This window comes from Pandoraea sp. SD6-2 (assembly GCF_000389825.1).
Classification (GTDB): domain Bacteria; phylum Pseudomonadota; class Gammaproteobacteria; order Burkholderiales; family Burkholderiaceae; genus Pandoraea; species Pandoraea communis.
Genome location: NZ_KB944454.1, coordinates 217835 through 244117, shown reverse-complemented (window position 1 = coordinate 244117; position 26283 = coordinate 217835). Strand labels below are relative to the sequence as shown.

The window sequence follows — 26283 nt, the reverse complement described above, 5'->3', positions numbered from 1 at the left end:
GCATGGGGAGCCGGAACGACATGACGATCGACGTCATTGCTCTGACGCAGGAAATGGTGCGCACGCCGAGCCTCTCGGGCGACGAGGGGAGCATGGCGGCGCTGGTGGAGCGGCGCATGCGGGATCTCGGTTTCGACGAGATCCATCGCGACGAGAACGGCTCGGTGCTGGGCCTCATCGGCCCGGCAGGCACCGATGTTGCCGTACTGTTCGACGGCCACATGGATGTCGTGCCGGTGGTCGGCCAGTGGCGTGTCGAGCCTTTCGGGGGCGAGATTCGCGATGGCCGGCTCTACGGGCGCGGCAGCACCGATATGAAGGGCGGCATCGCGGCGGCCATGTGCGGAGTCGCGCAGGCGGCGGCCACGGCGCGCCTCACGCAGCGCGTCGCGGTATCGGCCAGTGTGATGGAGGAGGTGATCGAAGGCTTTGCGCTGGCACCGGTCCTTGATCGGTGTTCGCCTGCGGCCGTCATCATCTGCGAGCCGTCGAAGTTGCAGATCAAGTCGGGGCAGAAGGGGCGCATGGAGATTCTGCTGACGTTCGAAGGCACCCCTGCGCACGCGGCGTCGCCCGAGTGCGGCGTGAATCCGTTGCACGCGGCTGCGCAGGCCCTGATCGCCTTGCAGGATCTGCAATTGCCGACGCATTCGTCGCTGGGAGACGCGTTGCTGGTGCCGACGGACATCGTATCGACACCGTACCCGTCGATCTCGATGATTCCGACGGCGGTGACGATCCGTTTCGACCGGCGCACGTTGCCGGGCGAAACATCGCAGGACGTACTCTCCGCGATCGAATCGCGACTGCATGCGGCAGGACTGGAGCGCTTCACGCTCGCGGTGACAGGCGACAAGGTGAGGACATTCACCGGATGCTGTGCACGGCCATTCCGATGGCTGCCCGCATGGCAGATGGCGGACGATCACGCGCTGGTGTCGGCGGCGGGGCGCGCAGTCCGGGCGGCGGGTCGTGTCGCCAGCCTCGGTACATGGCGTTTCTGCACCAATGGATCGGAGTCTGCGGGCCGCCGCGGCATTCCGACGATTGGGCTAGGGCCGGGTAACGAGGAGGACGCGCACACGATAGACGAATCGATCGCCCTCGATCAACTTGAAGGCGCTTGCGACATCTATCGCGAACTGGCACTTCAACTGGCGACACAGTAGTGGTGCGGGGACGCATTCTCACGGCTGGCGCGACGCAGCCCCACGGATCAGGGGCGGCGTTTGCCGTGACCACCTGCGAGTTTGCCTGCGGGCTTGCGTGAACCCGTAGCCGGCTTGCCGGCAGGTTGGCTACGCGGTTTTTTGCTTGGCGCCGGCAGGCCGCCCGGCGTAGCCCGCGGCACTTTGGGCTTCTTAGGCTTCTTGGGTTTCTTGATGATCTGGCCGGTCGCGCTCGTCTGCGGCACGCGGTGTTCGGCTTCGAAACCCGGCACTTCTTCGCGGGGCAGCGTTTGCCGGATCAGCGCTTCGATCGCGGCGAGTTGCGGCGCTTCGTCGGCACACACGAGAGACACCGCCACGCCGCTGGCGCCCGCGCGGCCGGTGCGGCCAATACGGTGCACATAGTCTTGCGCCACGATCGGCAGATCGACGTTGATCACTAGTGGCAGGTCGTCGATATCCAGTCCGCGCGCGGCCACATCGGTGGCGACCAGCATCTGGACTTCACCCGTCTTGAAGCGCTCCAGCGCACGCAAACGCGCGGGTTGCGGTTTGTCGCCATGGATGGTGTCGACCGCATAGCCCGCTTCGTCCAGTATGGCCGCCAGGTAATCCACGCCGTTGCGGGTTTTGACGAACACCAGCGCGTGTTGCCAGTGGTTCTCGGCCACAAGGTGCATGAAGAGGTCGGGCTTGTTTTTCTTATCCACCGTCACCACCCACTGCTTGATCTTGCTGACCGTGGTATTGGGCGGGTTGACGCTGACATTGACCGGGCTGCGCAGAATGCTCGACGCCATGGCGCGGATGTCGTCGGTAAACGTGGCAGAGAACAGCAGGGTCTGGCGCTGAGCGGGCAAGGCGGCGAAGACGGCGTTGAGTTCGCGTGAAAAGCCCAGATCCAGCATGCGGTCGGCTTCGTCCAGCACCAGCGTTTGCACTTGATCGAACTGCACGGCGTTCTGGCGGTTGAGATCGAGCAAACGGCCCGGCGTGGCAACGAGCACATCCACGCCTTTGCGCAACTTCATCATCTGCGGGTTGAGACTCACCCCGCCGTAGGCGGCCAGAAATCGCAAGTCGAGGCCTTTGCCGTAAGCGACGAAGCTTTGCAGCACTTGCTCAGCCAGTTCACGCGTGGGCACCAGCACCAGAACACGCGCACGGTTGCTCGACACCGCCGGGCCGTGTTGCACCAGCCGCTGCAACAGCGGCAGTGCAAAAGCCGCCGTCTTGCCCGTGCCGGTCTGTGCCTCAGCCATGACGTCCTTGCCACTGAGCACAGCAGGAATCGCCTTGGCCTGCACCGGTGTAGGTGTCTGGTAATTGCGTTCCTGCAGATTGCGCAGCAACGGGTCGATCAGGCCAAGCGAGGTGAAAGACATGGACGTATTCGGGGCTAAAACCGCAATTCTAGCCGTTACCGCGCTGATTGCAGTGGGGAGACCTGTCGTCGAAAGGGGCGGCGTAGATACTTTGTTCCTAACGTCCTGTCGCGATCCAATCGCGCACGCCAAAGGTTCAAACGCGACCGGCTGTGCCTGACCGGAAACTTTCGCTGACTGGCAGCGGCTTCTGACCTTGGATTCGACCGGTCGTTACCGGCAGATTCCGACCCGGAGCGGACGGACAGGTTTCCCCGAAGCGGCCCTTCAAATTCGGGCATCATTCAGTTTCTTTGGAACCAGCAAAAGCCGCGGTCCGCAACGTCAGCCGCGCTAAACAAGAACAATGAATCTTATCTCGAAGATTTTCGGGGCTCGCTCACCTTCGACGGTCCCGGCACAGGTGGTCTATTTATCGCCGGGTGAATCGATGTCCCTTCGAGCTGCGCTTGAGACCATTGCCTCCAGCGCCGATCAAGAATTCGTCGCGCAATGTATATCGCACTATTCGGGCTATGTAAGGGAGGCGGCGATTGCGCGGGCGGTCGAGCTGGGCGGCAGTTCGTCTTTAGACTCGATCACAAAACGCGTGAATGATTGGGTTCCCGAGGTGCGGCGGGCTGCAACGAACGCGCTGCTTACGCTTTTAGCGACCGTTCCCGCCGAGCACTTTGTCTCCATCATTCCACGACTGCGCGGTCTCATGCTGGCCACGCGCACGGACCACAGATCTTGGTTGTTCGAGTTTGAACGGCGCCTCGTGGAAGCAGGCGGAACCAAAGCGATTCTCGCGGCAATGACTGGATCAGATTTTCGGCTCAGACGCGCCGCGTTTTTCGTGGCTGTAGACCATCACCTTCTGTCGCCCAACGAAACGATAGAGCTTGGTCTGAACTCAGGCGACATCGTGCTTGCAAGATCCGCGGTTGCCCTGCTTGACCTTGCACCGGCTTCAGACCGAGCAAAGTACATCGGGCTTGCCACCGAATCTCCGTTTGGCCCTATACGTCTTGCTGCTCTCAACCATATTTCGGGCGACAAAAGCAATTCCGATTACGAACCCTTCCTGTGGCGCGCGACACTGGACTCGCAGGGTAGCCTGCGGACGGCGGCGGCCCGATTGCTCATCAAGCACGGTCGAGATGTGTGTGAGCACTGCGCCGCGCTGCTCGATGCCGGGCAACTGACTGCCAGGGAAGTCCGTGCAGGTTTGTCACTTCTCGTGGAGCAGTGTGCGCCAGAAATTGTCTCCACGCTTGCGAAGCATACCGACGACGCACGAGCCGAAATCCGTGCCCATGTGGTCGCATTACGGGCTAAGGTTCTACCATCGCTCAAAGACGAGATCGCGGCGCGTGCGCTTCTCGACCCGTCCAGGCAAGTCCGAAAAGCCGGTGTTCGCCTGTGCACTGGTGGGGCGTTTGTCTCTCTGGGTCTGATTAAAGCGGTTCTTGCTCAACATGGAGACCATCGCGCAGCATTAGCGGTCTCCGCGAGAGACAAATGGGATCGCCTTACATGCATCGCGCTCGTCGCGGAACTTCATATGTCGGGCGAAAGCGGTGATCCAGATATAAAGGACGCGCTGAAACGTTGGATCGAAGACCCAACTTCATTGTGGACGAAACCCAGTGGCGAGCACCGCGCGGTTTTGTCCCACCCAGACGTCCAATCATGTCTTCTCGAGTTGGCCGATGATCAACAACCACAGTTGCGTGCCCGGCTGCGAGAAGGCGGCATAGAGCTTTAGGTCTGGTTCTAGAGCGAATCTGTGATCCGGCGCAAGAAGTTCAGATCGTCTGACGATCCAAGCGCTATTACCAAGTGGCATGATGGCCGGCGCCCGACCGACGGTGCCGTTCCTACGGTCGACGACATGCGTGCGACGCACGCCGACCCACTACGGCCCTTCGATCGACAATTAAACGGCAGCTTTCAAGGCGGAACGACATCAGCGACGTTGGATGGGGGCCTTGAAACTGCCACGCGCGATGTTCTCGCTCGTGTTCGCAATCGAGACCTCGACTGCTGGGTCATCAACAGACGCAACATCAACGATATGATTCAGGCATAGCGCCGCCCAGTGTTTATACGGACCGGGAAAGTCCGCACAGGCCCATGATGCTCTCTTGAGATAGTCAAGGTAAGTAGACGACGTATATTCGACGAAAAGTCGACCGACGCGCGTTGAAGTTTCCGGCTCTGGCAAAGCGAAACTTTCATTGAGCACGGAGTAGCCAACGTAGCTGGTCCAAGTCAGCTCAAAGATTCGGCATCCCTCTCGGTGTTCAATGGCTGTTGCCTGGGCGAGAACATCCTTCACAGGTTTGAACGGCACAGAGTCCACAATCGCGCTTGGTATTCGTCCTCCGCCAGTTGCCTCAAGGATTCGCACCGATAGTTGGTTCTCGGCAGGCTCAAACAACCTGTCGAGATAGAGGTATTCGCAGTCTGCGAAAATATCAGTCAGGTGGGACATCGCTCATTGTTCTACTTGGCCCTCGTGGCGCCATTGTCGACGATTTTCCTGCAGCCGTCGAACGGCCGATTCTGGCCGACTACCGACGCCGAGCGATTTCGAGATGACGGATCCATTTTTGCGCCGCGGCGCCGACGATGGGTACGCAATTGAAAAAGCGCAGAGAGCGCGGGTGTAAAAAAGCCCGCTCGGGGCGGGCTTTGGAAGACCAAGCGGGGCGGTTTGGGCGTTTTTGTTTCGCAACGGGCGGTCGAGTTTCTCCGAAGAGGTCATGCCGCTACATCAGGCGCAAAGAAATGAGTTGCATGCGTTACGAAGGTTGCAGCGCCCTGGTTGGCCCGCACCAGACGCGCCATATAAACTGCCATCGGTCCATCGACTGGAAATCGAAATGGCGATACGCGCTGCATTCGGCAGCCTCAATACTGGCTGCACCCATTCCGTGCTTATGGCGCTGGGACTCTCTGCTGCACTATGGGCACTTCCTGCGGCGGCTGCATCTGCAAGCGAATACTGCTTTCCGCAAATCGATCTCGCGATTGCAAACGTGCACTACCGGGACGGAAGAGCTGCTGTCGAGCGGGCCATTGGGAAACCTCACCGGGTACGCATTTTCTCGGTTCCGGGAAGTGCCGGGCCATACCGAGTGGAACAACAAACCTATCGAGGCTTATCGATTAATCTGAAGCTCGCATCTCAGGAAGTCGAAATGATTGTGGCAACGGGGTCGGGCGCGGTCATGCCCAACGGCGTGAAGGTCGGCGCCACGATTGCCGACGTGTCTCAGAGATTACGATATAACGTTGAGCAGGCACTATCGGATGATCTCGTATGGACCCCGTCGTTGTGCGAACGGGGTCCGTACGATTGGATTTTTGTGGGCCCGCAGTTCATTTTCGCGAAAAAAAATGGGGCCATCCGCCTGCAGTCGATCGAGATCAAGCGAATGTGAGTGACCAAATGGACGCTTCCGGTCGATGTCAGGCCGAGCCGTAATATAACGGTGTGCACAAAAAAGCCCGCGGGAGCGGGCTATATGGGGGGCGGGGAGTGCGGCGGGACGTATTGAGCGGGTTGGATGTCCGCTTTCGACTGCGGATTCAACCGGTCAATGCAACAGAGTGAAGAAATCGTTGTGCCGGTGTCTCGTAGTCTAGTGTCTTCCTAGGGCGCTCGTTCAAACGTCGGGCCACGGCATTGAGTTTGGCTTGTGAGTACACGGACAGATCAATGCCCTTCGGCAAATATTGGCGTAGCAGTCCGTTCGTATTTTCGTTCGAGCCGCGTTGCCAAGGATGTTGAGGGTCGCAGAAGTAGACCTGTATGTCCGTAGCCACGGTGAAGCGATGGTGCTCTGCCATCTCCGACCCGCGATCCCAAGTCAGTGATTTATAGAGCTCCTGAGGCAGTTTGCATGCGTGTTTAATCAACGCATTGACGACGGTTTCGCTATCTTTTCCCGTCAGTCGCACCAGCATCACGTAGCGGGAATGACGTTCAACGAGCGTTGCTATCTGGCTGCCGCAACTCCCACAGAGCAGGTCTCCCTCCCAGTGCCCGGGGATGGCCCGGTCCTCGACATTTGCGGGGCGCTCACTGATCGACACCGTTCCCAATATCCTGCCGTGATCGTCAGTCTTCTGCGTGTGGTGGCGAGAACGCCGCATGGCGCGAGTTCGTCGCAAGTGCTCCTGCAACTCCTTCTTGAGTGCCCCGCGAGCCTGAATATAAAGGCTCTTATAGATCGTCTCGTGCGACACCAGATAGTCCCTGTTGACCGCGTAGGAATGCTTGAGCCAACCGGCGATTTGCTCCGGTGACCACTGTAATCGGAGTTTGCTGGCGACAACCTGCGCAAGCTCTCGATTCTTCACGAGCTTACATTCTTTCGGCCGCAGGGCTCGCGTCCAGGCAAGTTGATCTGCTCGACTCGCACGATAGTCCTGCGGGCCGCCGTTTCGGTGCAGTTCTCGGCTGATCGTGGAGGGCGCACGCCCGAGGCGGGCTGCGATTGAGCGAATTGAGTGCCCCGCGACGATGGAGCGAGAGACTTCTTCGCGCTCAGCCAATGTCAGCGCCAGCCGGGATCGATGGCGTGCCGAGGGCTGTATTCCCCCGGTTTCCGCAAGGATTCGCTGAATTGACGAATGGTTGCGATCAAAGAGCTGGGCGATATGCTGGAGTGAGTCACCTTCGCGCCATCGCTCCCACATCAGGGCCTTCTGGGTCTCCGTATAGTAGATTCGCCGTCTTTGCTTCATGGCAACACTCCCGCTGCTCACACAGCTCTAGTGTGTTGCATCCACCGGTTGAATCCACAACCCATAGCGGACGTTTGGATGCGTAGGGTGGCGTCGCTTGGCTGCCCACGCCAACTGAGCTTAAGAATGCCGCGATGCCGAGAGCTGTTGAAAAAGCCATGGCCTGTTTTGAGGCTATTCCATCCGCGTGGGCATAAACCTGCCTTTCCCTTGCCTCGCTACTTCAGGAACCATGCGAATTCGCCACCATTCCAGCCATGATACTTCGCTTTGAACGCCCCCATAGCCGCGACATACTGCGAGAAGACCAGAGTTACGTCACTTGCTTGCGGAACGTCGTCCTCGTTGAGCAAGTCGAGGAAGTCGATGGATTCTTCGTCTGCTAACACTTCTCGCACTCGATTCAATAGGCGATTGGCAATCACCAACTTGCTCTTGCTCACGGCGGTATCGGGCTTCTTCTTCGCAAGGTCTTTGAATTCTTCAAACATTGCGGCGAGCAATGGGGTCATGACGTCATGCGTTGAAGCTTTCTTCGATGTAGTCTCCGCTTGATTTTGATTCATATCAGTCCTTCAGGTGTTTGGGTTTCGTCGAGCGAATTAACGTGTATCCATCCTCGTCCACTTTGCTGTCCTTACCGCCCTCCACGCGCCAGTACCACACGCCATTCCGTATTATCACATTGTCACCGCGCAATTTTTCCATGCATTGAAGATACTGCGAGAGAATGAACACAACGTCACTATTTTGAGGCACGTCATCCTCCGAGAATATCTCGAAGTCATCAAACGGCCTGTAACGTTCAGTCAAAAACTCGTTGCTCTCGCTCAGCTGGCGGTTGATGAATTTAAGTTTGAACTTGTTGACCGCGTCGTTTGGACTCTTCTTTGAGAGGATTGACATTTCCTCATAAAGGCCAAGAACTTGGCCGGCTAACTTTTCAAACCTATCTACGTCTGATGTGTTCAAGGTAATCCCTTTAAGATGGGCAGCTGCGACGAAACTCGACGTACTTCTTCTTTAGAACCTCGATGGGAGTGCGTTGTTTGCTGTCGTAGACGTCAACCATCAGTTGGATATCGGCGTCGGTGACTGCGATCATGCACTTGCGCTGGGAGGACCAAAGGTCAATGGTGTTTTTATACATTGCAGAGGGTAGAGGGTGGCGTGTCAAAAACACACCAAAGTTTCCAATTCCTCCCTGTAGGTATCGGTTTAGCTGGTTCAGATGATCAGAGTCAATCTTCGCAACGTTCTTCATCTCAAATACCAACTGTCGGTTCCCGTAATCGGCGAAGATCTCGTCGAGAAAGTCGATGCTTCGATTATTATAAAAAATCAAGTCACGCACGTGCCTCCCTGATTCTGTGCGGCTCTGTGCTTGGGCAAAGTCAAGATGCGGATAGAAGAGTGTTGCCATCAGTTCGGTACACAGGCACTCGTATTTCGCGTCCGCTCCATCATCCTTGCCGGAAGGAAGCTTCAGTAGGTCAGCCAGTTTACGCTTTGCAGAAAGTACCGGGATCTGAGAGAAAAGCGGATCGTTAGTGCAATCCGCAGCCGATCTATGCTTCAGATCAACGTAGCGTTCGACTGCGCCATAGTTGTCTCGGTTGTATTGTAGGATTTTAACTCTGTCTACTGGCTCATTTGGGTTGAAAATATCATCTCTCGGGCACGATGTCTTGAAGTAGTCTTCAAAGTTGATCCACGGCGTGAATCGAAGCCAGCGCTTCGGCGTGAAGATGATGGGTTCGCCGTTATGTGGATTGACGGGCAGGCGGACTTTGACGCTTTTTTCGAAAGCGTTTGACCTGTAGCTGTATACTGACTCGAGCGTTACGAACTGCGTCGGAATGGCGTGTGTTTCACATTGTTCAAATGTGTAGTCGATCAGGAACGACTTGAGATAGTTGCACGAAATGTCGCTAATTCTGTCTTTCGAGATCCCGTTCACGTAGAGTTGAATCACTTCAAAGTGAGTGAATCCAAACTGGCTGTATTCAGGAATCATCTCAAACAGCCTCAGTACCTCCGACGCTTGGTGCTTGCCTATGCGAACGCCACGTCTGGACTTTGATAGGCCCAAGCCGACTTCACTACACTCGGAGAGCTCGACGAGTGTGTCAATAGCAGCGTCCTTCTTCCCCTTCTTGGACAAATAGTTGAGGTGGTTGAAAGAGTTGGTTATCGAGGTATGAAGTGCTTGGTCTTGCTGAGAAGGTGACTTCCATAGTAGGAACGGGTCGACATACAGAGGCAAGTCTTCATCCAAAAACTGGATGACAAAGTCGAGTTCAGCCTGTGATTTATGAATGCCAAAATGGTCAGTGAGGCGAGGGCGAATCAGCATGAGTAGTGTTATGGATTAGATTCACACAAGAGTACCAAAAAAGAAAGACTACACTGGTGCAACTGACGCTCGGTGCTCCGTCTGGGTAGGAAGTCGCCGTTAAGGAAGGTACTCTTGGACACGAAGTGGTCATTCATAAACGTCCGTACTTGGCCGAAAGCCGTCGTCACCTAGACCTGCGCGCGGTATGCATTGGCTCGGAATTCAATTCGGCCCGCCCCCCTGACGCCGAGGGATGCCCCGCCCCGCCTTGCCCCCCAACTGACAACCCGGCTTGGAAGCCCTCCGCACTTAACGTGCTAGAATCTTTGACTGATCAAACATTGATCCGTCCAAAAAATGGCTCCCAGTCCCAGTACCCCGCATTCGGCGGGGCAGGTATTGCCCTTCCGGCAGTCGCTCGTGGCGATGCTCGGCCTTTGTTTCTGCACGATGATGGTGGCGCTCGATCAGACCGTCGTTGGCACCGCGTTGCCAACCATCGTTGCGGAACTCAAGGGGTTCGAGTACTACGCCTGGGTCGCAACGTCATATCTCCTGACCTCTGTCATTACCGTGCCGATCTTCGGCCGACTCGGGGACTTCTACGGACGCAAACCGTTCGTCGTCGCCGCCATCATCGTCTTCACCGCGGCCTCCGTCCTGTGTGGTGCCGCCACCAGCATGCCGTTCCTCGTCATCGCGCGGGCCCTGCAAGGCATCGGCGGCGGCATGCTCGTCGGTACCGCGTTCGCCTGCATCCCGGAACTGTTTCCCGATTCGCACGTGCGTCTGCGCTGGCAGGTCATGCTCAGTTCCGCGTTCGGCATCGCCAACGCCATCGGCCCCTCACTCGGCGGCTTCCTCACTGAAGGCTACGGCTGGCGCTCGGTCTTCTACGTCAACGTGCCGGTCGGTCTGCTCGGCCTCTGGTTCGTCGCACGCCACCTGCCGCATATGCGCGCCGAAGGCCATGGCAAGGCGAGCCTCGACTGGCTCGGCGCGCTGCTCATCACCGCTGCCCTCGGCAGTTTGCAGATGCTCGTCGAATGGCTGCCCGCTGACGGTCTCTCTCGCGGCGTGGTGACGTTGCTCGTTGTCTTGGCCGTCTCGTCGTATGCACTTTACTGGTGGGAGAAGCGCACGTCGCATCCGATCCTCCCCTTCGAGATGTTCCGCGACAAGAGTCTGGCACCGCTCTTCGTGCTGTCCGTGTTCGCAGGCTTCGCTATGTTCGGCGTGCTCTTCTACGCGCCGCTGATGCTGCAAGGCGGTTTCGGACTCTCGCCGCGTGAAACCGGTCTGCTCATTACGCCGATGGTGGTGTGCATCACCGTGGGCAGCATCGTAAACGGCCGGCTCATCACCCGTTTGCGGAACCCGAACGTCATGCTCTACGGCGGCTTTTTCCTGCTCGCGCTCGCTTGCGCAGGCGTCGTCACCACGCATCGCGGCACACCTCACGGTCTGATCGCGACCTATATGCTGCTTGCCGGTCTCGGCCTTGGCTTCGTCATGCCGAACCTTACGGTCTTCGCGCAGGAAGTCGCCGGGCGCGCGCATCTCGGCATTGCGACCGCACTCATGCAATCGCTGCGGATGATCGGCGGGATGCTCGGCACGGCCATCGTCGGCACGCTCGTGAATCACAGCTACACCGCGCGCGTGAAGGAGGCCCTCGCCGTCAGCGAGGGCTCGCAGTGGACCGCTCAACTCTCCGACCCGCAGATTCTCGTGAACACTCAGGCGCAAAACGACTTCATGATGACGCTCGCGCACATGGGCCAGAACGGCGCACTGTTTATCGAGTCGGCGCGCACGTCGCTCGTTGCCGCCATTCACAACGGACAGATGGTCTCGCTCGCGGCGGCGCTTGCCGGTCTGTGGTTCGTGCGGCGTGTGCCGCTCATTCGTCTGACGCGCGGCGCGAAGCCGCAGGCGCCCGCCGGGGAGTGACGCGATGCCCATGCCACTGAAACGTAACGTCATCCAGCAACTCAGCCTGACGTATCGGGCGATGATGCTCGCGTTCGACGCGCAGGTCGGCCATCCCCTGCCGCGTTGGCGAATTATTCTCGCGCTGGCGGAACGTGGCACCTGTTCGCAGAAGTTTCTCGCGGAACACTGCCGGCTCGATCCCGCGTCGCTCACGCGTCAGTTGCAGTCGATGGAAGCGCTTGGTTGGCTCTCGCGCGCGACCGATCCGCAAGACAATCGCCTCACGAATGTCACGCTTACCGCAACAGGCATGACCGTGTACGACGAGGCGACGCCACGCCGTCAAGCCTTCTTCGACGACGCGCTCGCAGGCATGACACCTGCCGAGATCGCAACGCTGGAAAGCGCGCTGGGTCATCTCGAGGCGCAGTTCAAGGCGGTGGCGACTCGGGCGAAAGAGGCCGAGCCGGTCGAGAAGGCCAGTGGTGAGACCAAACGACGAACTGCTGCCGCCCCAGCCGAACCGGCCTCGCCCGTGCCCGTCGCCGCACCGCGAAAACGCGCGTCACGAAGACAGTCGTAAGCGTGTGCGTGCGATGGTGTCGTGAGACGAAAAAAGCCGCCCATCGGGCGGCTTTTCTCCTTTTTTTCTTGCGGCTGAGTCCGCGTATTTCGCGTGCCAAACGCGCCGGCATTCAGAAGAACGTCTGTACGATCTCGATGACGTTGTAGTCGCTGTCGACGACCGGCAGATGACGCCATTTGTCGAACGTGAGGCACGGATGCGAAATGTCGAACGCGATCATGTCGCCGACGCGGACGTCGTCGCCCGGTGCAATGCGCAGGTACGCATGCTGATCCATCATGCCGGTGATTTCCCAGTGCGCGGGCGTCGCCTTCGGTGTCTTGCTCTGCCCCGGGCGAAACTGCTGCGCCGGCTCCGGCATGCCCGCATCGAACGCCGCATCGCGCTTGCCGAGGGCGACGATGGCGCGCTCCGGCTCGGGGATCGACTGTACGTACGCCCAGAGTTGCAGTGCCGGCTGCAGTTGCGAACGCATTTGCTTCGCGATCGGGTTACGCGTGGCGATCTGCGCCTGCGCGGCCTTGTAGATACCCACGTCGTGCGTGAGGTAGCAGCCGGGGCGCAGAACCACGTCGAGCACCGTGCCCACGTCCTTGTGTGCAAACTCATCCGCGACCACGTCGTACCACGCAGAACCCGCGCCGGAGAGCACCGCCGGGCTGCGCTCGATGCGACCCGCCGCGACCAGCTCGCGCGTCATGCTCACCGCACGTTGCAGGAACGCGCGGATGTCCGCCTCGGTGCTGAGCACGCCTTCATAGACTTCCACGCCGGCCAGCTTCACGGCGTCGTGGTACTGCGTCAGCGCGTCGAGCACGGCTTGTTGCTGCGTGGCGTCGCGCACGCCGGTACGTCCGCCCGTCACGCCCAGTTCGATCAGGACTTGAATCGACTGACCGCGCGCGCGGAAGAACTCGCCCAGATGCGCCACCGCAGCGGCAGAGTCCACCAGGCAGAAGAATTCGAAATCGGGGGCTTTCAGCAGATCGGCGATTACCGCCATGTTGCGTTTGCCGACGAGCTGGTTCGCCATGAGGATGCGTCGCACGCCATGGTGATACGCCGCGTTGGTCTGCTGCGCCGTGGCCAACGTGATGCCCCACGCACCGCCCTCGAGCTGACGGCGGAACAGCTTCGGCGCCATCGTCGTCTTGCCGTGCGGCGCGAGCTTCACACCGTACTCATGAACGAACCGCTGCATCCACGCCAGGTTGTGACGAATCTTGTCTTCATAGAGCACGGCGGTCGGCAGGCTCAGGTCTTCGTTGAGCAAATTCCAGCCCAATCCGGTCGTTGCAGACGGTGCAAGCGGGGCATTCAACGCACCCAAGCCCTTGTTGAGGGTATCGATCATGCCATGCTGATAGTTTGTATCATTCATTGAGAATCCTCCACGTGACAATGCGCCGACAACCGCCGGATGGCTCCTATAATAGCTTTTAATTATCAGTTTTTGATCGATTTGTTATAAAGTACCAAAAAATTAGCGAATCTTTCAAAAAGGCATCCCGGCGAATTGCCGCGGGCGCTACACAGATCAGAGATATGGCCGAAACCTTCGATATCGTGACGCGCGTTGCCGAACGCAGCGACGCGTTGAGTCAGGCAGAGCGCAAAGTCGCGCAGGTGGTGCTGGAAGATGTGGCGGGCGCGGCGGCGGCATCGATCAATGTGCTGGCCGAACGCGCGGGGGTAAGCGAGGCGAGCGTGACGCGCTTTGCCAAGGCGATGGGCTGCCGCGACGTGCGCGATCTCAAGCTGCGTCTGGCCCAGGCGGCCGTGGTCGGTCAGCGCTTTTTCGGCGCGAACGCGGCGAACGGGCAAGACGGCGCGGGCGAGACCATCGACCGGATCGCCGACGATATTCAAACCACGTTACAGGTGCATCGCGGCCTCATCAAACCGGAAGTGGTGCGGCGTGCGGCGGACCGGTTGTTATCGGCGCGCATGGTGTACGCCTTCGGCATGGGCGGGGGTTCGTCGCTAATGGCTGACGAAGCGCGCTACCGGCTCGTGCGTCTGGGGCGGCCCGTGGCGAGCTATCAGGACGCCGTGATGGCCCGCATGGTCGCCGGCACGCTCGGCCGCGACGACGTCGTGCTGGCCTTCTCGGTGAGCGGCCACACGCCCGAACTGGTCTCCGCATGCGAGATCGCGCGGGAGTACGGCGCACAGGTGGTGGCGATCACCGCGACAGGCTCGCCGCTCGCGGCGTTGGCCGACGAGGTGTTGCCGATCCGTGCGCTGGAAACGGATTTCATTTTCAAACCGTCGTCTTCGCGTTACGCGATGCTGCTGGCGATGGATGTGCTGGCCACGGAACTGGCGTTGCTCGCCAAGCCGCAGAGCCAGGCGCTGTTGCGGCGGATCAAGTACGTGCTCGACACGCATCGGGGCGGCGGCGATCGCCAGCCTCTGGGAGATTGATATGACTGACAGACTTGCGAACCGGACGGTGGACACCCTCATCACTAACGTATGTCTGGCGGACGGCTCCGGCGCGCCGATGACCGACGAGCGTTTCGACGTCGCGCTGCGCGACGGTCGTATTCACACGATTGCGCAGGCAGGTGCACTGTCCGGCTGGCATGCCGTGCAACAGATTCACGGGGACGGCTACGTACTGAGCCCGGGGTTCATCGACGTACATACCCACGACGACACAAACGTTGTACGCACACCGGAAATGACGCCCAAGCTCTCGCAGGGCGTGACGACGGTCGTTGTCGGCAACTGCGGCATCAGCGCGTCGCCGGTGGTACTCAAAGGCGATCCGCCCGACCCGATGAACCTGCTGGGAGACGCCGGCGCGTTCCGGTATCCGACCTTCGCCGCCTATGTCGACGCGCTCGAGAAAGCGCAGCCGGCGATCAATGTGGCCGCGCTGATCGGCCATACCGCGTTGCGCAATAACCATATGGATCGGCTAGACAGGCCCGCGACCGAAGCGGAAATCGAGGGCATGCGCGCGCAATTGCGCGAAGCGCTCGAACACGGCGCGTTGGGACTGTCGACCGGTCTTGCCTACGCAAACGCGAATGCCGCGCCGACCGAGGAAGTGCTCGCGCTGGCCGAGCCGCTCGCCGAGGCGGGCGGTCTCTATGCGACGCACCTGCGCACCGAATTCGCCGAGATTCTCGAAGCGCTCGATGAAGCCTTCCGCATCGGACGCCATGCGCGTGTGCCGGTCGTTGTCTCTCACCTGAAGTGTGCGGGCGTGGATAACTGGGGACGCAGTACAGAGATTCTCGAGGCGCTCGACAACGCGCAACGCTTCCAGCCGGTGGGCTGCGACTGTTATCCGTATACGGCGAGTTCGTCGACGCTCGATCTCAAACAGGTGACGGACGACTTCGACATTCTCGTGACGTGGTCGCAACCGTACCCGGCGCAAGGCGGCAAGCTGCTGGCGACGATTGCCGGCGAGTGGGGCGTCGATCTGATGGAAGCGGCGAAGCGTCTGCAACCGGCGGGTGCCGTGTATCACTGCATGGAAGAGGACGATGTGCGCCGCATCCTGCGTCATCCGGCGACTGTCGTCGGCTCGGACGGGCTGCCGAACGATCCGTTGCCGCATCCGCGTCTGTGGGGCGCGTTCCCGCGCGTGCTCGGCCGCTATAGCCGCGAGCAGCAATTGTTTCCGCTCGCCGAGGCCGTGCACAAGATGACGGGCCTTTCTGCCGAGCGCTTCGGATTGACGCAGCGCGGTTTCGTGCGCGAAGGCTACTGGGCCGATCTGGTGTTGTTCGATCCGGCCACGGTGGCCGATGCCGCTACCTTCACCGATCCGATGCAGCCGGCGTATGGTATCGCCGCCGTATGGGTCAACGGAGTGTTGTCGTGGCAGGACCGTGCGCCTACGCAGAATGCGCGTGCAGGCCGTTTCGTGCGTCGCGGCACGCCCCAACCGGTGTTTTGAATCAGTGTTGTTGAAGCCGTTTTGTCGAAAGGAGCGATGATGAGTATCAAACGATATGGCGTGGAAGGCGGGCAGGGCACAGGTGGCCAGCGCATGCCATTTGCACGCGCCACCGAAGCCGATGGCTTCCTGTTCGTCTCGGGGCAGACCCCGATGAAAGACGGCGAAGTGATCGATGGGGGCATCGTCGCCCAGACGCATCAGGCCATTCAGAACATGCTGGCGATACTTGCCGAGGCCGGTTACGGCACCGAGCACGTGATGCGCTGCGGCGTATGGCTGGACGATCCGCGCGACTTCGCGTCGTTCAACAAGGTATTCAAGGAGTACTTCGGCGAACACCCGCCCGCGCGCGCTTGCGTGGTGTCGAGCATGGTGATCGACTGCAAGGTGGAGGTGGACTGCGTGGCATACAAGAAGCCTGCCGCCTAAGCCAATTTCCTCATTGGCGGCCCCCCGGGTACCTGTTTCACAAAGTCTACGGTTTGGCTTCGATGGCACAGGAGGAGAAGGGCGTGCAGGCTTGCGTTTCCTAACCTGTGAGGAGACGAACCGTGAGACTGGACTCAAATTCGGTACCGGCTGTACAGCGCGCCGCGATACCGCAGCATTCGGAGGGCGTGACCCAGAGCGATTCTGCCATCAACATCGACTTCCCGCCTGCGCCTGACGATGTACGACTTCATCGGCAAATGGGAGGCCGAGTATGTCAGGAGGGATGTTCGTCATTGTTGACGGGGCTGGCTGTGACGGTTCTCGGCTTGGCGGGCGTAGTGAGTGGCGCGTATTTTGTTGTCGACGCTGCGGCGACAGTTGACGATTCGTCGCTGGCACGAAGCAATCAGAGGTCTGAATACACCGCAGGCGGGTCACTTCTCGGGCTCGGGGTGTTGGCTGTCACGATCGGTCTCAGCCGGCTTTGCGCGGGGTGGGAGGAACGTCGCGCGTCGGCGGCCGAAATGCAGGAAATGCGCGTAGGGCCACAGTACGAAATGAATGGAGGGGCGGCACGTGAATACGCTTGAGATCCCGATCGGGGATAACCCTTCGTCGAAAGACATCGCCATCACGATCGATTCGGCGCTCAATCTGGTGCGCGATACCGGCAAAAAATATGAGGCATTGGGTTTGCCGCAACCCGGTGAGTGGGATGCGGCACAGTGCGACACTGCCTACCGCCGCGGTTACGGCGCATTTGAGCGTGGCGATTATGCGCAGGCCATCGAGTGTTTCGCTCCCCTGCTATCGGCGTGTCCGCTCGAGGCCGACTACGCAGTTGCGCTGGCGCTTTCGGTCCAGCGGCATGGTAAGCCCGAGGTGGCGTTGTCTTTGTTCATGGCGGCGGCATTGATGGACGAGGAGGCGCCGGGGCCAACATATCGCATTGGTGAATGTCTGATCGAGCTACAGCACTTCGAGGCGGCGTATCGCGCCATGAAGGAGACGCTGCATCGATGCGCCGGTCAGCCGAAGTACGCGGACGTAGGCAATGCCGCGCGCAAATTGATGGTCAAGGTCAGTTCCCGGCGCTAACCGGTAAGCAAGCACTCCTGAGATGAAATGGCGACGGGACTCGCTCACCCGTCGCCATTTTTTTGAACGCGCTCAAATCGCGATGGGGCATCGTCGCCCAGACGCACCAGGCCGTTCGGCACAGGTTGGCGATACTTGCCGAGACCGGCAAATACGTACTGCGCAGGAAGCGAGCGGCCGGCGATTTCGTCGGCCGTTTTCGTTTTTACACCACGCTTTCACATTGACGGGCACCTTGGTAACCGTTTCGCAAAGTTTGCGGTTTGCCTTCGATGGCCGGCGACATCGATTGAGCGCAGTCTTCAATTTTCCGATCAGAAAGGAGACGGACTGTGAGCCAAGGGTCAATTTCGGGAGCGGGTCTGCAAGCGCCGCAGCACCACGCGCCAGTCGAATCTGCCGAGCAGGGGCAGGTCAACATCGATTTTCCGCTAACGCCCGACGAGGTGCGTTTTCGATTTCGGGCGATAGACCGTCTCGCCGCCGCGGGGTGCGCCTCCGGACTGGTGGGCCTGGCGAGTACCGTCCTGGGATTGGCGGGGCTCGCGGGTGCCGCGTACATCTGCCTCGAGGCCAATGCGGAGCCCGATAACTCGATTGCCGCGCACAACCGCCGGTGGCTGGGATACGGCTTTGGCGGGGGCATGGGATTCGTGTCGTCGGTCGCGGTGACGTTCGGTCTCACTCAGGTGTGTCAGTCATTGCAAAAGCGTCGCGCGGCGGCGCAGGAAATCGCTACGCTGAGCACGCGTGTGCAATTCGCGAATACTTATGCGGAGGACTCCCGGCGTGAGCCCGTTTGAAATTCCCCAAGGCAAGATGCCATCCTCGCAGGACATCGCCGATGAGATAGACGTGGCCCTCGCTGCGGTGCGCGACGCCGAAAAGCAGCGCGAGGCGATGGGAATGCCACGCCCCGGTGCGTGGGACGCGATGCAGTGCGATACCGCCTATCGCTGCGGCTACGGCGCGTTCGAGCGCGGCGACTATGCGCAGGCCATCGAATGTTTCGCGCCGCTGCTATCGGCGTGTCCGCTCGATGCCGACTATGCGGTGGCCCTGGCGCTTTCGGTGCAACGGCACGGCGAGCCCCGGGCGGCGCTGCCGCTGTTCATGGCCGCGGCGTTGATGGACGAGGAGGCGCCCGGTCCGATGTATCGCGTTGGCGAGTGTCTGATCGAGCTACAGCATTTCGAAGCGGCGTACCGGGCCATGAAGGAGACGCTGCATCGATGCGCCGGTCAGCCGAAGTATGTGAACGTAGGCAATGCCGCGCGCAGGATGATGGCCAGGGTCAGCTATCTGAACTGAGCGCTACGCAAGGACTCCTGAGTCGGTGGATTGGGCGACGGGACTCACTCACCCGTCGCCATTTTTTTACGTCGCGTTCAGATCGCGTTCCGATCCCGTTCAGGCCGCGTCATTGACGCGCAGTGCGCGCGTTGTCCGGCATCGGCAGCGTGAAGTTGGTGCGAAACGGGTTGATGTCCAGTCCGCCGCGTCGCGTGTAGCGGGCGTAGACGGCCAACTGGCTCGGTTTGCACTGACGCAGGATGTCCATGAAGATGCCTTCCACGCATTGCTCGTGAAAGCCGGTATGGCGCCGGTACGAAATCACGTACTTGAGCAGGCCTTCCTGATCGATCGGCGGCCCGACGTAGCGAATTTGCAGGCTGCCCCAGTCGGGTTGTCCGGTCACCGGGCAGTTGGACTTGAGCAGGTTCGACACGAGCGTTTCGTCCACGTGCGGCTCGCCCTGCGCGGCCTTGAGCAACGTGGCATCGGGCGCGTAGACGTCGGTCTCGATGTCGAGACGGTCGACGAGCAGGCCGTCGAGTTCATCGAGTTCGAGTTTGACGAAGGCGGCCGGCTCGACGAGGCGTACTTGTACGGCCGCGCCCGCCGCTTCCGACAGGTCTTGCTGAATCAGCGCGCGTGCGGCATCGACATTCGCCAGCTTGGTTTGTGCGAACGAGCCGAGATACAGCTTGAACGACTTCGATTCGACGATGTTGGGCGAGTCGGCCGGTACGATGGCGGTCAGCAGCGCAATCTGCGGTTTACCCTTTTCGTTGAGCCATGAGAGTTCGTATCCGTTCCAGATGTCCGCGCCGAAAAACGGCAGGACGTCGGGCACCCCGATGGCTGCGCGCGCCGGAGCGCGGGCGATCGGAAAGAGCAGGGACGGCGCGTATTGCTCGGTGTAGGCAACTTCTTTGCCGAGCGGAGATTGGTCAGGCGTTGTCATGATTTGCAATGCCACTGATGACGTGTCCGGTCGGGCTGACCCGCGCGGCCGACTCGCAGTGGCGTGTCTGATCGTCGAAGAAGAAATCGGGCTCGAACTCGCGCAGGAATGTGCCTTTGTCCAGCCCGCCCAGGAACATCGCCTCATCGATGTCGATTTGCCAGTCCATCAGCGTGCGAATGGCGCGTTCGTGCGCCGGGGCGGAGCGCGCCGTCACGAGTGCGGTACGGATTTTGACCGGGACTTCGTGACCCGCAAGCGTCTGCAAGCGGTGCAGTGCCAGCAACAACGGTTTGAACGGACCCGGCGGCAGCGGGGTGGCGGCGCGTTCGATTTCGTGTTGCTGGAACGCGTCGAGGCCGTTGCTCTGGAAGATCCGCTCGGCTTCGTCGGAGAAGAGCACCGCATCGCCGTCGAAGGCGATGCGGATTTCGCCGGGATGAAGCTCCGCTTTCTTGGCTGAATCGGGATACACGCGCGCTGCCGGAAAGCCGGCTGCCAGTGCACTGCGCACGTCGCGCTCGTTGGCCGACAGGAACAGGTGTGCGCCCAGCGCGTTGAGATACCCGAACGGATCGCGTCCGCGCGTGAACACGCCGCGCTCGATCTTGAGGTCGACCTGACGCGCGGAACGAAACACGCGCATGCCGCTCACGGGGTCGTTACGCGAGAGCACGACGACTTCGACGCGATGCTTGTCGATCTCGTTGCCTTCGTTGAACGCGAGCAGCTTTTTCACAAGCGGGAACGCCACGCCGACCCGCGCGGGCACGTCGAGGCGTTCGAGCTGATAGCGCATGTAGGACTTGTCGTCGCCGTGCGCCACACCGGTCTCGTACACGCGGTTCTCTTCTTCGAAGTCGAACAGCGCGCGCGAGGATATCGCGACGACGAGTTTGTTCTCGAGCGAGATCGGCATGGCGGCGGCGTGGTCCTGTCGTGATCGGGTGGCGGGAGGCGTCTACGCGGTTCCGGCTTACGCGAGGAACAGTTTGTAGACGGGGTTATCGCTTTCGTCCCAGTAAGGATAGCCGAGCGTGGCAAGGAAGTCGCGGAACGCGGCTTTCTCGTTGTCCGGCACCTGAATACCCACGAGGATGTTGCTGTAGTCGGCCCCCTGATTCCGGTAATGGAACAGGCTGATGTTCCAGTTCGGGCTCATGGCCGAGAGGAATTTCATCAACGCACCGGGGCGCTCGGGGAACTCGAAGCGGTACAGCACTTCGTGGCTGGCGAGCGCCGAGCGGCCACCGACCATGTAGCGGATGTGCTGTTTGGACAACTCGTCGTTGGACAGGTCGAGCGTGGGGAAGCCGTGGCGCTCGAAACCCGCTTTGATGCGGTCGCCTTCGTCGCGATTGTGCATCTGAATACCCACGAAGATGTGGGCGCTCGACGCTTCGCTAATTCGGTAGTTGAACTCGGTCACATTGCGGCTGCCCACCACTTCGGTAAAGCGCTTGAAGCTGCCGCGCGCCTCGGGAATGGTGACGGCGAACACGGCTTCACGCGCCTCGCCGACTTCGGCACGCTCTGCTACGAAGCGCAGGCGGTCGAAGTTCATGTTCGCACCGGAGGTGACTGCCACGAGCGTTTCGCCTTTGAGCTTTTCGCGCTCGCTGTACAGCTTTGCGCCCGCTACGGACAGCGCGCCGGACGGTTCGAGCACGCTGCGGGTGTCCTGGAAGACATCTTTGATCGCGGCGCAGAGCTGGTCGGTATCCACGCGCACGACTTCATCGAGGTAGGCCTGGCACAGGCGGAAGGTTTCCGCGCCGACGTATTTCACGGCCGTGCCGTCGGCGAAGAGGCCAACGTCGCCCAGCAACACGCGCTCGCCTGCATGGATGGATTGGGCCATGGCATCGGAGTCGACCGATTGCACACCGATGATCTTGATCTCGGGGCGCACCGCTTTGACATAGGCGGCGATACCGGCTGCGAGACCGCCACCGCCGATGGGCACGAAGATGGCATGCAGCGGCCCCTGATGCTGGCGCAGTATTTCCATGGCGATGGTGCCCTGGCCGGCGATGACGTCGGGATCGTCGAACGGCGGCACGAAGGTGAGGCCGCGTTCTTCCTGCAACGTCATGGCGTGAGCGTACGCGTCGCTATACGAGTCGCCCGCAAGCACGACTTCGACGGCGCGCCCGCCGTGGGTTTTCACAGCGTCGATTTTCAGTTGCGGCGTGGTGATCGGCATGACGATGACGGCTTTGCAGCCCAGACGTGCCGCCGAGTACGCCACACCCTGTGCATGGTTGCCGGCCGACGCGGTGAGCACACCGCGCTCGCGCTCGGCTTCGCTCAGGTTGGCCATCTTGTTGTACGCGCCCCGAATCTTGAAGGAGAACACCGTCTGGTTGTCTTCGCGCTTGAGATAAATTCGATTGTGCAGCCGCATGGATAGCGTGCGCGCCAATTCGAGTTCGCTTTCTTTAGCGACGTCGTAGACTTTTGCGGTCAGGATCTTCTTCAGGTAGTCGGGAGCTGCGTCGGACATGATTTAAGGCTTCTTCAGGTTAGGCACATCAAGGAACAAAAGGACAATGATAGACCAGCACGTCCGCCGGGGCGGTCGCGCTTGTCTCTCGGGAAAAAACGGGAAAGGGGAGTGCGCGCCCTAGCGAAGGTCGTCTGGGGTGTCGATGTCGCGCACGATTCCGGCGTCGTCGACATCGACGATCGTAATGTGCTCGCTAATCAACAGGTCGCGCGCGCCAATGTCGCCATCGAGGGCGGCCAGACGCGAGGTAAAGGCAGAACCGAACGCGACGGGATGGCCACGTTGTCCCTGGTAGCTCGGCGCGACGACGGCTTCGGGCGAGGTGAGCCCGCTGGCGATCGCACGCACGGTATTCGGGTGGATGTACGGCATGTCGGCCAGCGCAACGAGCCAGCCATCGAGATGCTCAAGCCCAGGGGGCGGATCTTCATCAACGCCGGACTGGATGCCGGCAGCGAGCGTCGCACCCATGCCGCGCTTGGTCGCGCGGCTCATCACGACTTCGCAACCCGCCTGCAACAGCACGTTCTCCAACTCGGCCGAATCCGGACGCACCACGGCAATGACGCGCGGCAATACCGCCAGCAGCGCATGGGCGCTGGCAAGGGCAACGGATCGGTTCAGGGGATCTCCGGGCAGCGGCGCGAGCAGCTTGTTCCGGCGCCCAGCCGCATCGAAGCGGGTACCGAGTCCGCCAGCCAGTAGAATGGCCACGGGCGGCGTCAGGAGTCGGGTCATGGTCTCGCATTATGCGCCAGACTTTTTGATTCTGCCAAACGACGCGTGCTTGCGCCGCATTGCGCATGTGCCCACCGCCCGGTCGGTCACGGGGCGGGATTCGCCTTATTTCTCTATCGGTTTTGCTTTTTCCGGAGTTGCATGGAGTCGTTCATCACCTGGCTGCTAGGCGCGCTCGCACTGCCCGGCATCGGACTGCCAGCCATTTTTCTGGTGTCGTTTCTGTCCGCCACACTGCTGCCCATGGGCTCGGAACCCGCGCTATTCGGGTATGTGGCCCTCAATCCCCACATGTTCTGGCTCGCCATCGCCGTGGCAAGCGTGGGCAACACCGCCGGTGGCATGCTCGACTGGTGGATGGGCTTCGCCGCACGACGCGGCTTTGTACGCCTCAAGGCCCGCCGGCGGGCGCATGCTCGCGCTGCCGTGCTCGCCAGTGGGGGAGTTGCGACTGCCATCACCGTAGGCGTTGACGACGACGGCAAACGCGCCGACAGCAAAGCGCCAATGAATGAACGCTATCACCGCTGGATGCGCCGCTTCGGCCCGCCCCTTCTCCTCCTCTCCTGGCTCCCCATCGTCGGCGACCCCTTCTGCTCCCTCGCAGGATGGCTTCGACTCTCCTGGCGCACCTGTCTCTTCTATATCGCCATCGGGAAGACACTCCGGTATATCGCTATTACTTACCTCATGCTTCGTGTGCCCGAGTCTTTTTGGCAGGGGTTTTTTGCGCCGTTCAAGCATTTGCTGGTCGGGTAAGGACGATTGGTATCCCTCCGCCTCGTCCTGCCACGCACCCCACCCCCCCAGAGTTCTGTCCGAAGTCCGGGGAGCGGGACTGGGGCCCCTTTCCGCCTCTCAGACATAAACCCAACTCGCTGCAGAAAGGGGCCCCAGTCCCGCTTTTCATCTCTCTTTCTTTGCCCCCCCCCTCCCTCTCATCCTTACGCCTGCGTTACTTCGAACGGCAACGCTCGCTGCCGCTTACCCGTCAACCCAAAGAGCGCATTCGCATACGCCGGCGCTAACGGCGGTAAACCCGGCTCGCCCATGCCCGTCGGTGCATCCCCCGAGCTGACCACGTGCACACTGATCGCGGGCATGTCCGTCAACCGCGCCACCATGTACTGATGGAAGTTGCTCTGCTCCACTTCCCCATCCTTTAACGTGATGGCCGCACCCGGTAACGTCGTGCCCAATCCCATCAGCGCCGCACCCTCTACCTGTGCCGCCACCGTCAACGGATTGACCGCGAAATTGCAATGTACCCCCGCCGTCGCACTTATCAATCGCGGCGACCCATTTCGCATCTCAGCCACCACCACGTACGCCACCACGGAATCAAAGGACTCATGGACCGCCACGCCCCACGCTTGTCCCGCCGGCAACTTGGCCTTTCCATAACCCGAACGCTCCACCGCCAACGCCAACGCCTCACGGTGACGCGGATGCTTGTCCCCCATCAACGCATATCGATACGCCACCGGATCCTGCCCAGCATTCTTCGCCAACTCGTCTATCAGCGTCTCCATGACGAACGCCGTGTGTGTGTTGCCCACCGACCGCCACCACAACACCGGGACGTTGACCTGCGGACTGTGTAACGTCAGACGCAATGGCACGGCGTACGGGGTTCCCAACACACCCTCCACACTGGTGCCGTCGATCCCGTTCTTGACCATCATCTTTTCAAACGGCGTGCCCTGCAAAATCGATTGGCCCACGATGGTGTGATTCCACGCCAGTACGTTGCCCTTGGCGTCAAGCCCTATCTCGGCTCGATGCACGTACATCGGGCGATAGTAGCCCCCGCGAATGTCGTCCTCGCGGCTCCAGATCACTTTGACCGGCTCACGATGCCCCGCGCGCCGCCATGCCTTCGCCACCTGTGCCGCCTCAACACCATAGTCCGACGTCGGCACCGCCCGGCGGCCAAATCCACCACCCGCCATCAAGGTGTGCAGCTTGACCTGCTCAGGCTTCAGGTCGAGGGTGCGCGCAATGGCCGCCTGATCGACGGTCTGGAATTGCGTGCCTGTCCACACTTCAGCCCCCCTGTCGGAGAGCTGCACGGTGCAGTTCAAAGGCTCCATCGGCGCATGCGCCAGATACGGGAAGCTGTACTCCGCCACGAGCGTTTTGGGAGCACCCTTGAGTTTGGAAATGTCCCCATCGATGGCGACCGTGCCCGGCGTCTTGGCCATCTCTATGAATTTGGCCAACTGCGCTGTGGTGTCTACGTGCTCTACGCTACCGGTGTCCCATGTGGCATTGAGCGCGTCACGGCCAGTCTTGGCCTGCCAGTAACCATCGGCTATCACGGCCACCGCAGTGCCGCCTCGATCGTCCGGGATCTCCAGCACGTCGCGCACACCCTTGACCGCACGCGCCGCTTTGGCGTCGAAGCGCTTGACTTTCGCACCGAAGACGGGCGGACGCGCAACGACGGCCACTTTCAGGTTCGGCAGCTTGAAGTCCATGCCGTACATCGGCACGCCGGTAGATTTGGCTCGCGCATCGAGCCGGCCCGTCGGCTTGCCGAGCAATCGGAACGCCGACGGATCTTTGAGGGCGACGTCAGCCGGCACCGGCAGCGTCTGTGCACGCGCGGCGAGGCTGCCGTACGTGGCGCGCTGGCCGTTCGGACCCAGCACGACGCCGTTTTCGGTGCGCAACTGCGCCGCCGGAACTTTCCATTGCTGTGCGGCAGCCGCAATGAGCATGGCGCGCGCAGATGCCCCGATGCGCCGGTACTGAAGCCACGAGTGGGCAACGGAACCGGAGCCGCCCGTCATCTGGATGCCGAACAGCGGGTCTTTGTAGACATCGGCCGCAGGCGCCAGTTCGCTTCGCACCTTGGACCAGTCGCAATCGAGTTCTTCCGCGACGAGCATGGGTAGCGCCGTCTGTACCCCCTGTCCGAAATCGAGGCGGTTGACCTGGATGGTGACGGTATTGTCCGTGCCAATATGTACGAACGCCGACGGTACGACGGGCGTGGCCGCCGCCCCCTGCGCACTGGCAGTGCGCACCGCGCCGGGCAGCGACATCTCGAGCATCAGGCCGCCGGCAGCAATCGCCGACGTCTTGAGAAACGCACGGCGCGTCAGGCCGGTGAAGTCGCCCACAGCCACGCCGGGGCGCTGGGAAAAACGAAGTTCACGCATGGTGATTTTCTCCTCG

Annotated in this window: 24 protein-coding genes; 12 read left to right on the top strand and 12 right to left on the bottom strand. The window is 60.7% G+C overall.

The window, feature by feature from the left end; genetic code table 11:
- Nucleotides 1-20: 20 nt before the first annotated feature.
- The gene (locus tag C266_RS17520) at nucleotides 21-1169 is read left to right on the top strand and encodes a YgeY family selenium metabolism-linked hydrolase (protein WP_010805034.1); all 1149 of its coding nucleotides are present in this window, start codon (nucleotides 21-23) and stop codon (nucleotides 1167-1169) included.
- Nucleotides 1170-1216: 47 nt separating this feature from the next.
- On the opposite strand, the gene C266_RS17515 is transcribed toward C266_RS17520, so the two are convergent.
- A complete protein-coding gene (locus C266_RS17515; protein WP_010805035.1) occupies nucleotides 1217-2554 on the bottom strand; it encodes a DEAD/DEAH box helicase in 1338 nt (445 codons plus the stop codon).
- A gap of 346 nt (nucleotides 2555-2900) precedes the next feature.
- Here C266_RS17515 and C266_RS17510 point away from each other — a divergent pair, with 346 nt between their 5' ends.
- Nucleotides 2901-4304, top strand: coding sequence for a hypothetical protein (locus tag C266_RS17510; RefSeq protein ID WP_010805036.1), 1404 nt, complete (start codon nucleotides 2901-2903; stop codon nucleotides 4302-4304).
- A 201-nt stretch (nucleotides 4305-4505) separates the two neighbouring features.
- Here C266_RS17510 and C266_RS17505 read toward each other — a convergent pair whose 3' ends face one another.
- Entirely contained in the window at nucleotides 4506-5033 is a 528-nt protein-coding gene (locus tag C266_RS17505) for a hypothetical protein (protein ID WP_010805037.1), read from the bottom strand.
- A 391-nt stretch (nucleotides 5034-5424) separates the two neighbouring features.
- Here C266_RS17505 and C266_RS27540 point away from each other — a divergent pair, with 391 nt between their 5' ends.
- Entirely contained in the window at nucleotides 5425-5985 is a 561-nt protein-coding gene (locus C266_RS27540; protein WP_143811743.1) for a hypothetical protein, read from the top strand.
- A gap of 148 nt (nucleotides 5986-6133) precedes the next feature.
- On the opposite strand, the gene C266_RS17495 is transcribed toward C266_RS27540, so the two are convergent.
- The 4 genes from C266_RS17495 to C266_RS17480 form a co-directional block, all read right to left on the bottom strand.
- Complete coding sequence (locus C266_RS17495) at nucleotides 6134-7294, bottom strand: IS30 family transposase (protein WP_010805039.1); 1161 nt, start codon at nucleotides 7292-7294, stop codon at nucleotides 6134-6136.
- Nucleotides 7295-7512: 218 nt separating this feature from the next.
- On the bottom strand, nucleotides 7513-7860 hold the full coding sequence (locus C266_RS17490) for a hypothetical protein (protein ID WP_010805040.1): 348 nt from the start codon (nucleotides 7858-7860) through the stop codon (nucleotides 7513-7515).
- Nucleotide 7861: 1 nt separating this feature from the next.
- Entirely contained in the window at nucleotides 7862-8266 is a 405-nt protein-coding gene (locus C266_RS17485) for a hypothetical protein (protein ID WP_036663426.1), read from the bottom strand.
- A 10-nt stretch (nucleotides 8267-8276) separates the two neighbouring features.
- Nucleotides 8277-9650 (bottom strand): hypothetical protein, encoded by a 1374-nt coding sequence (locus C266_RS17480; protein WP_010805042.1) that lies wholly within the window; start codon nucleotides 9648-9650, stop codon nucleotides 8277-8279.
- Nucleotides 9651-9989: 339 nt separating this feature from the next.
- On the opposite strand from C266_RS17480, the gene C266_RS17475 reads away from it, so the two are divergent.
- Both C266_RS17475 and C266_RS17470 read left to right on the top strand, forming a co-directional pair.
- Nucleotides 9990-11585: an MDR family MFS transporter gene (locus C266_RS17475; RefSeq protein WP_010805043.1), complete on the top strand. Its 1596-nt coding sequence runs from the start codon at nucleotides 9990-9992 to the stop codon at nucleotides 11583-11585.
- A gap of 10 nt (nucleotides 11586-11595) precedes the next feature.
- On the top strand, nucleotides 11596-12150 hold the full coding sequence (locus C266_RS17470) for a MarR family winged helix-turn-helix transcriptional regulator (protein ID WP_081636356.1): 555 nt from the start codon (nucleotides 11596-11598) through the stop codon (nucleotides 12148-12150).
- Nucleotides 12151-12262: 112 nt separating this feature from the next.
- Here C266_RS17470 and C266_RS17465 read toward each other — a convergent pair whose 3' ends face one another.
- Nucleotides 12263-13534 (bottom strand): amino acid deaminase, encoded by a 1272-nt coding sequence (locus C266_RS17465; protein WP_010805045.1) that lies wholly within the window; start codon nucleotides 13532-13534, stop codon nucleotides 12263-12265.
- Nucleotides 13535-13698: 164 nt separating this feature from the next.
- On the opposite strand from C266_RS17465, the gene C266_RS17460 reads away from it, so the two are divergent.
- The 6 genes from C266_RS17460 (at nucleotide 13699) to C266_RS17435 (ending at nucleotide 18916) form a co-directional block, all read left to right on the top strand.
- Nucleotides 13699-14580: a MurR/RpiR family transcriptional regulator gene (locus tag C266_RS17460; protein ID WP_010805046.1), complete on the top strand. Its 882-nt coding sequence runs from the start codon at nucleotides 13699-13701 to the stop codon at nucleotides 14578-14580.
- Between the two features lies 1 nt (nucleotide 14581).
- Nucleotides 14582-16072: an amidohydrolase family protein gene (locus C266_RS17455; protein ID WP_010805047.1), complete on the top strand. Its 1491-nt coding sequence runs from the start codon at nucleotides 14582-14584 to the stop codon at nucleotides 16070-16072.
- 45 nt (nucleotides 16073-16117) lie between these two features.
- On the top strand, nucleotides 16118-16504 hold the full coding sequence (locus tag C266_RS17450; protein ID WP_036663661.1) for a RidA family protein: 387 nt from the start codon (nucleotides 16118-16120) through the stop codon (nucleotides 16502-16504).
- A gap of 579 nt (nucleotides 16505-17083) precedes the next feature.
- A complete protein-coding gene (locus tag C266_RS26335; RefSeq protein ID WP_144265859.1) occupies nucleotides 17084-17605 on the top strand; it encodes a hypothetical protein in 522 nt (173 codons plus the stop codon).
- A 332-nt stretch (nucleotides 17606-17937) separates the two neighbouring features.
- On the top strand, nucleotides 17938-18408 hold the full coding sequence (locus tag C266_RS17440; RefSeq protein WP_010805050.1) for a hypothetical protein: 471 nt from the start codon (nucleotides 17938-17940) through the stop codon (nucleotides 18406-18408).
- Nucleotides 18395-18916 (top strand): hypothetical protein, encoded by a 522-nt coding sequence (locus tag C266_RS17435; RefSeq protein ID WP_010805051.1) that lies wholly within the window; start codon nucleotides 18395-18397, stop codon nucleotides 18914-18916. Before C266_RS17440 ends, C266_RS17435 begins: the two co-directional genes overlap by 14 nt.
- A gap of 109 nt (nucleotides 18917-19025) precedes the next feature.
- Here C266_RS17435 and queF read toward each other — a convergent pair whose 3' ends face one another.
- The 4 genes from queF to C266_RS17415 all read right to left on the bottom strand — a co-directional run bounded on the left by queF (nucleotide 19026) and on the right by C266_RS17415 (nucleotide 23100).
- Nucleotides 19026-19853, bottom strand: a complete 828-nt coding sequence (queF, locus tag C266_RS17430) for an NADPH-dependent 7-cyano-7-deazaguanine reductase QueF (RefSeq protein ID WP_010805052.1) — start codon at nucleotides 19851-19853, stop codon at nucleotides 19026-19028.
- Nucleotides 19840-20772, bottom strand: a complete 933-nt coding sequence (locus tag C266_RS17425) for a 5'-nucleotidase (protein WP_010805053.1) — start codon at nucleotides 20770-20772, stop codon at nucleotides 19840-19842. Before C266_RS17425 ends, queF begins: the two co-directional genes overlap by 14 nt.
- Nucleotides 20773-20829: 57 nt before the next feature.
- On the bottom strand, nucleotides 20830-22359 hold the full coding sequence (ilvA, locus tag C266_RS17420; RefSeq protein WP_010805054.1) for a threonine ammonia-lyase, biosynthetic: 1530 nt from the start codon (nucleotides 22357-22359) through the stop codon (nucleotides 20830-20832).
- A 120-nt stretch (nucleotides 22360-22479) separates the two neighbouring features.
- Entirely contained in the window at nucleotides 22480-23100 is a 621-nt protein-coding gene (locus C266_RS17415; RefSeq protein WP_010805055.1) for an NTP transferase domain-containing protein, read from the bottom strand.
- Nucleotides 23101-23241: 141 nt separating this feature from the next.
- Here C266_RS17415 and C266_RS17410 point away from each other — a divergent pair, with 141 nt between their 5' ends.
- A complete protein-coding gene (locus C266_RS17410) occupies nucleotides 23242-23859 on the top strand; it encodes a YqaA family protein (protein WP_010805056.1) in 618 nt (205 codons plus the stop codon).
- A gap of 185 nt (nucleotides 23860-24044) precedes the next feature.
- On the opposite strand, the gene C266_RS17405 is transcribed toward C266_RS17410, so the two are convergent.
- Nucleotides 24045-26267, bottom strand: coding sequence for a xanthine dehydrogenase family protein molybdopterin-binding subunit (locus C266_RS17405; RefSeq protein ID WP_010805057.1), 2223 nt, complete (start codon nucleotides 26265-26267; stop codon nucleotides 24045-24047).
- Between the last annotated feature and the right edge of the window lie 16 nt (nucleotides 26268-26283).

Bases quoted from the DNA above. Each gene is read 5' to 3' on its own strand.
- queF (WP_010805052.1), bottom strand. From the start codon at position 19,853: ATGACAACGCCTGACCAATCTCCGCTCGGCAAAGAAGTTGCCTACACC.
- C266_RS17425 (WP_010805053.1), bottom strand. From the start codon at position 20,772: ATGCCGATCTCGCTCGAGAACAAACTCGTCGTCGCGATATCCTCGCGC.
- C266_RS17465 (WP_010805045.1), bottom strand. From the start codon at position 13,534: ATGAATGATACAAACTATCAGCATGGCATGATCGATACCCTCAACAAG.
- C266_RS17415 (WP_010805055.1), bottom strand. From the start codon at position 23,100: ATGACCCGACTCCTGACGCCGCCCGTGGCCATTCTACTGGCTGGCGGA.
- C266_RS17505 (WP_010805037.1), bottom strand. From the start codon at position 5,033: ATGTCCCACCTGACTGATATTTTCGCAGACTGCGAATACCTCTATCTC.
- C266_RS17490 (WP_010805040.1), bottom strand. From the start codon at position 7,860: ATGAATCAAAATCAAGCGGAGACTACATCGAAGAAAGCTTCAACGCAT.
- C266_RS17410 (WP_010805056.1), top strand. From the start codon at position 23,242: ATGGAGTCGTTCATCACCTGGCTGCTAGGCGCGCTCGCACTGCCCGGC.
- C266_RS17475 (WP_010805043.1), top strand. From the start codon at position 9,990: ATGGCTCCCAGTCCCAGTACCCCGCATTCGGCGGGGCAGGTATTGCCC.
- C266_RS17405 (WP_010805057.1), bottom strand. From the start codon at position 26,267: ATGCGTGAACTTCGTTTTTCCCAGCGCCCCGGCGTGGCTGTGGGCGAC.
- C266_RS17510 (WP_010805036.1), top strand. From the start codon at position 2,901: ATGAATCTTATCTCGAAGATTTTCGGGGCTCGCTCACCTTCGACGGTC.
- C266_RS17460 (WP_010805046.1), top strand. From the start codon at position 13,699: ATGGCCGAAACCTTCGATATCGTGACGCGCGTTGCCGAACGCAGCGAC.
- C266_RS17515 (WP_010805035.1), bottom strand. From the start codon at position 2,554: ATGTCTTTCACCTCGCTTGGCCTGATCGACCCGTTGCTGCGCAATCTG.
- C266_RS17520 (WP_010805034.1), top strand. From the start codon at position 21: ATGACGATCGACGTCATTGCTCTGACGCAGGAAATGGTGCGCACGCCG.
- C266_RS17495 (WP_010805039.1), bottom strand. From the start codon at position 7,294: ATGAAGCAAAGACGGCGAATCTACTATACGGAGACCCAGAAGGCCCTG.
- C266_RS17470 (WP_081636356.1), top strand. From the start codon at position 11,596: ATGCCACTGAAACGTAACGTCATCCAGCAACTCAGCCTGACGTATCGG.
- C266_RS27540 (WP_143811743.1), top strand. From the start codon at position 5,425: ATGGCGATACGCGCTGCATTCGGCAGCCTCAATACTGGCTGCACCCAT.
- C266_RS17480 (WP_010805042.1), bottom strand. From the start codon at position 9,650: ATGCTGATTCGCCCTCGCCTCACTGACCATTTTGGCATTCATAAATCA.
- C266_RS17455 (WP_010805047.1), top strand. From the start codon at position 14,582: ATGACTGACAGACTTGCGAACCGGACGGTGGACACCCTCATCACTAAC.
- ilvA (WP_010805054.1), bottom strand. From the start codon at position 22,359: ATGTCCGACGCAGCTCCCGACTACCTGAAGAAGATCCTGACCGCAAAA.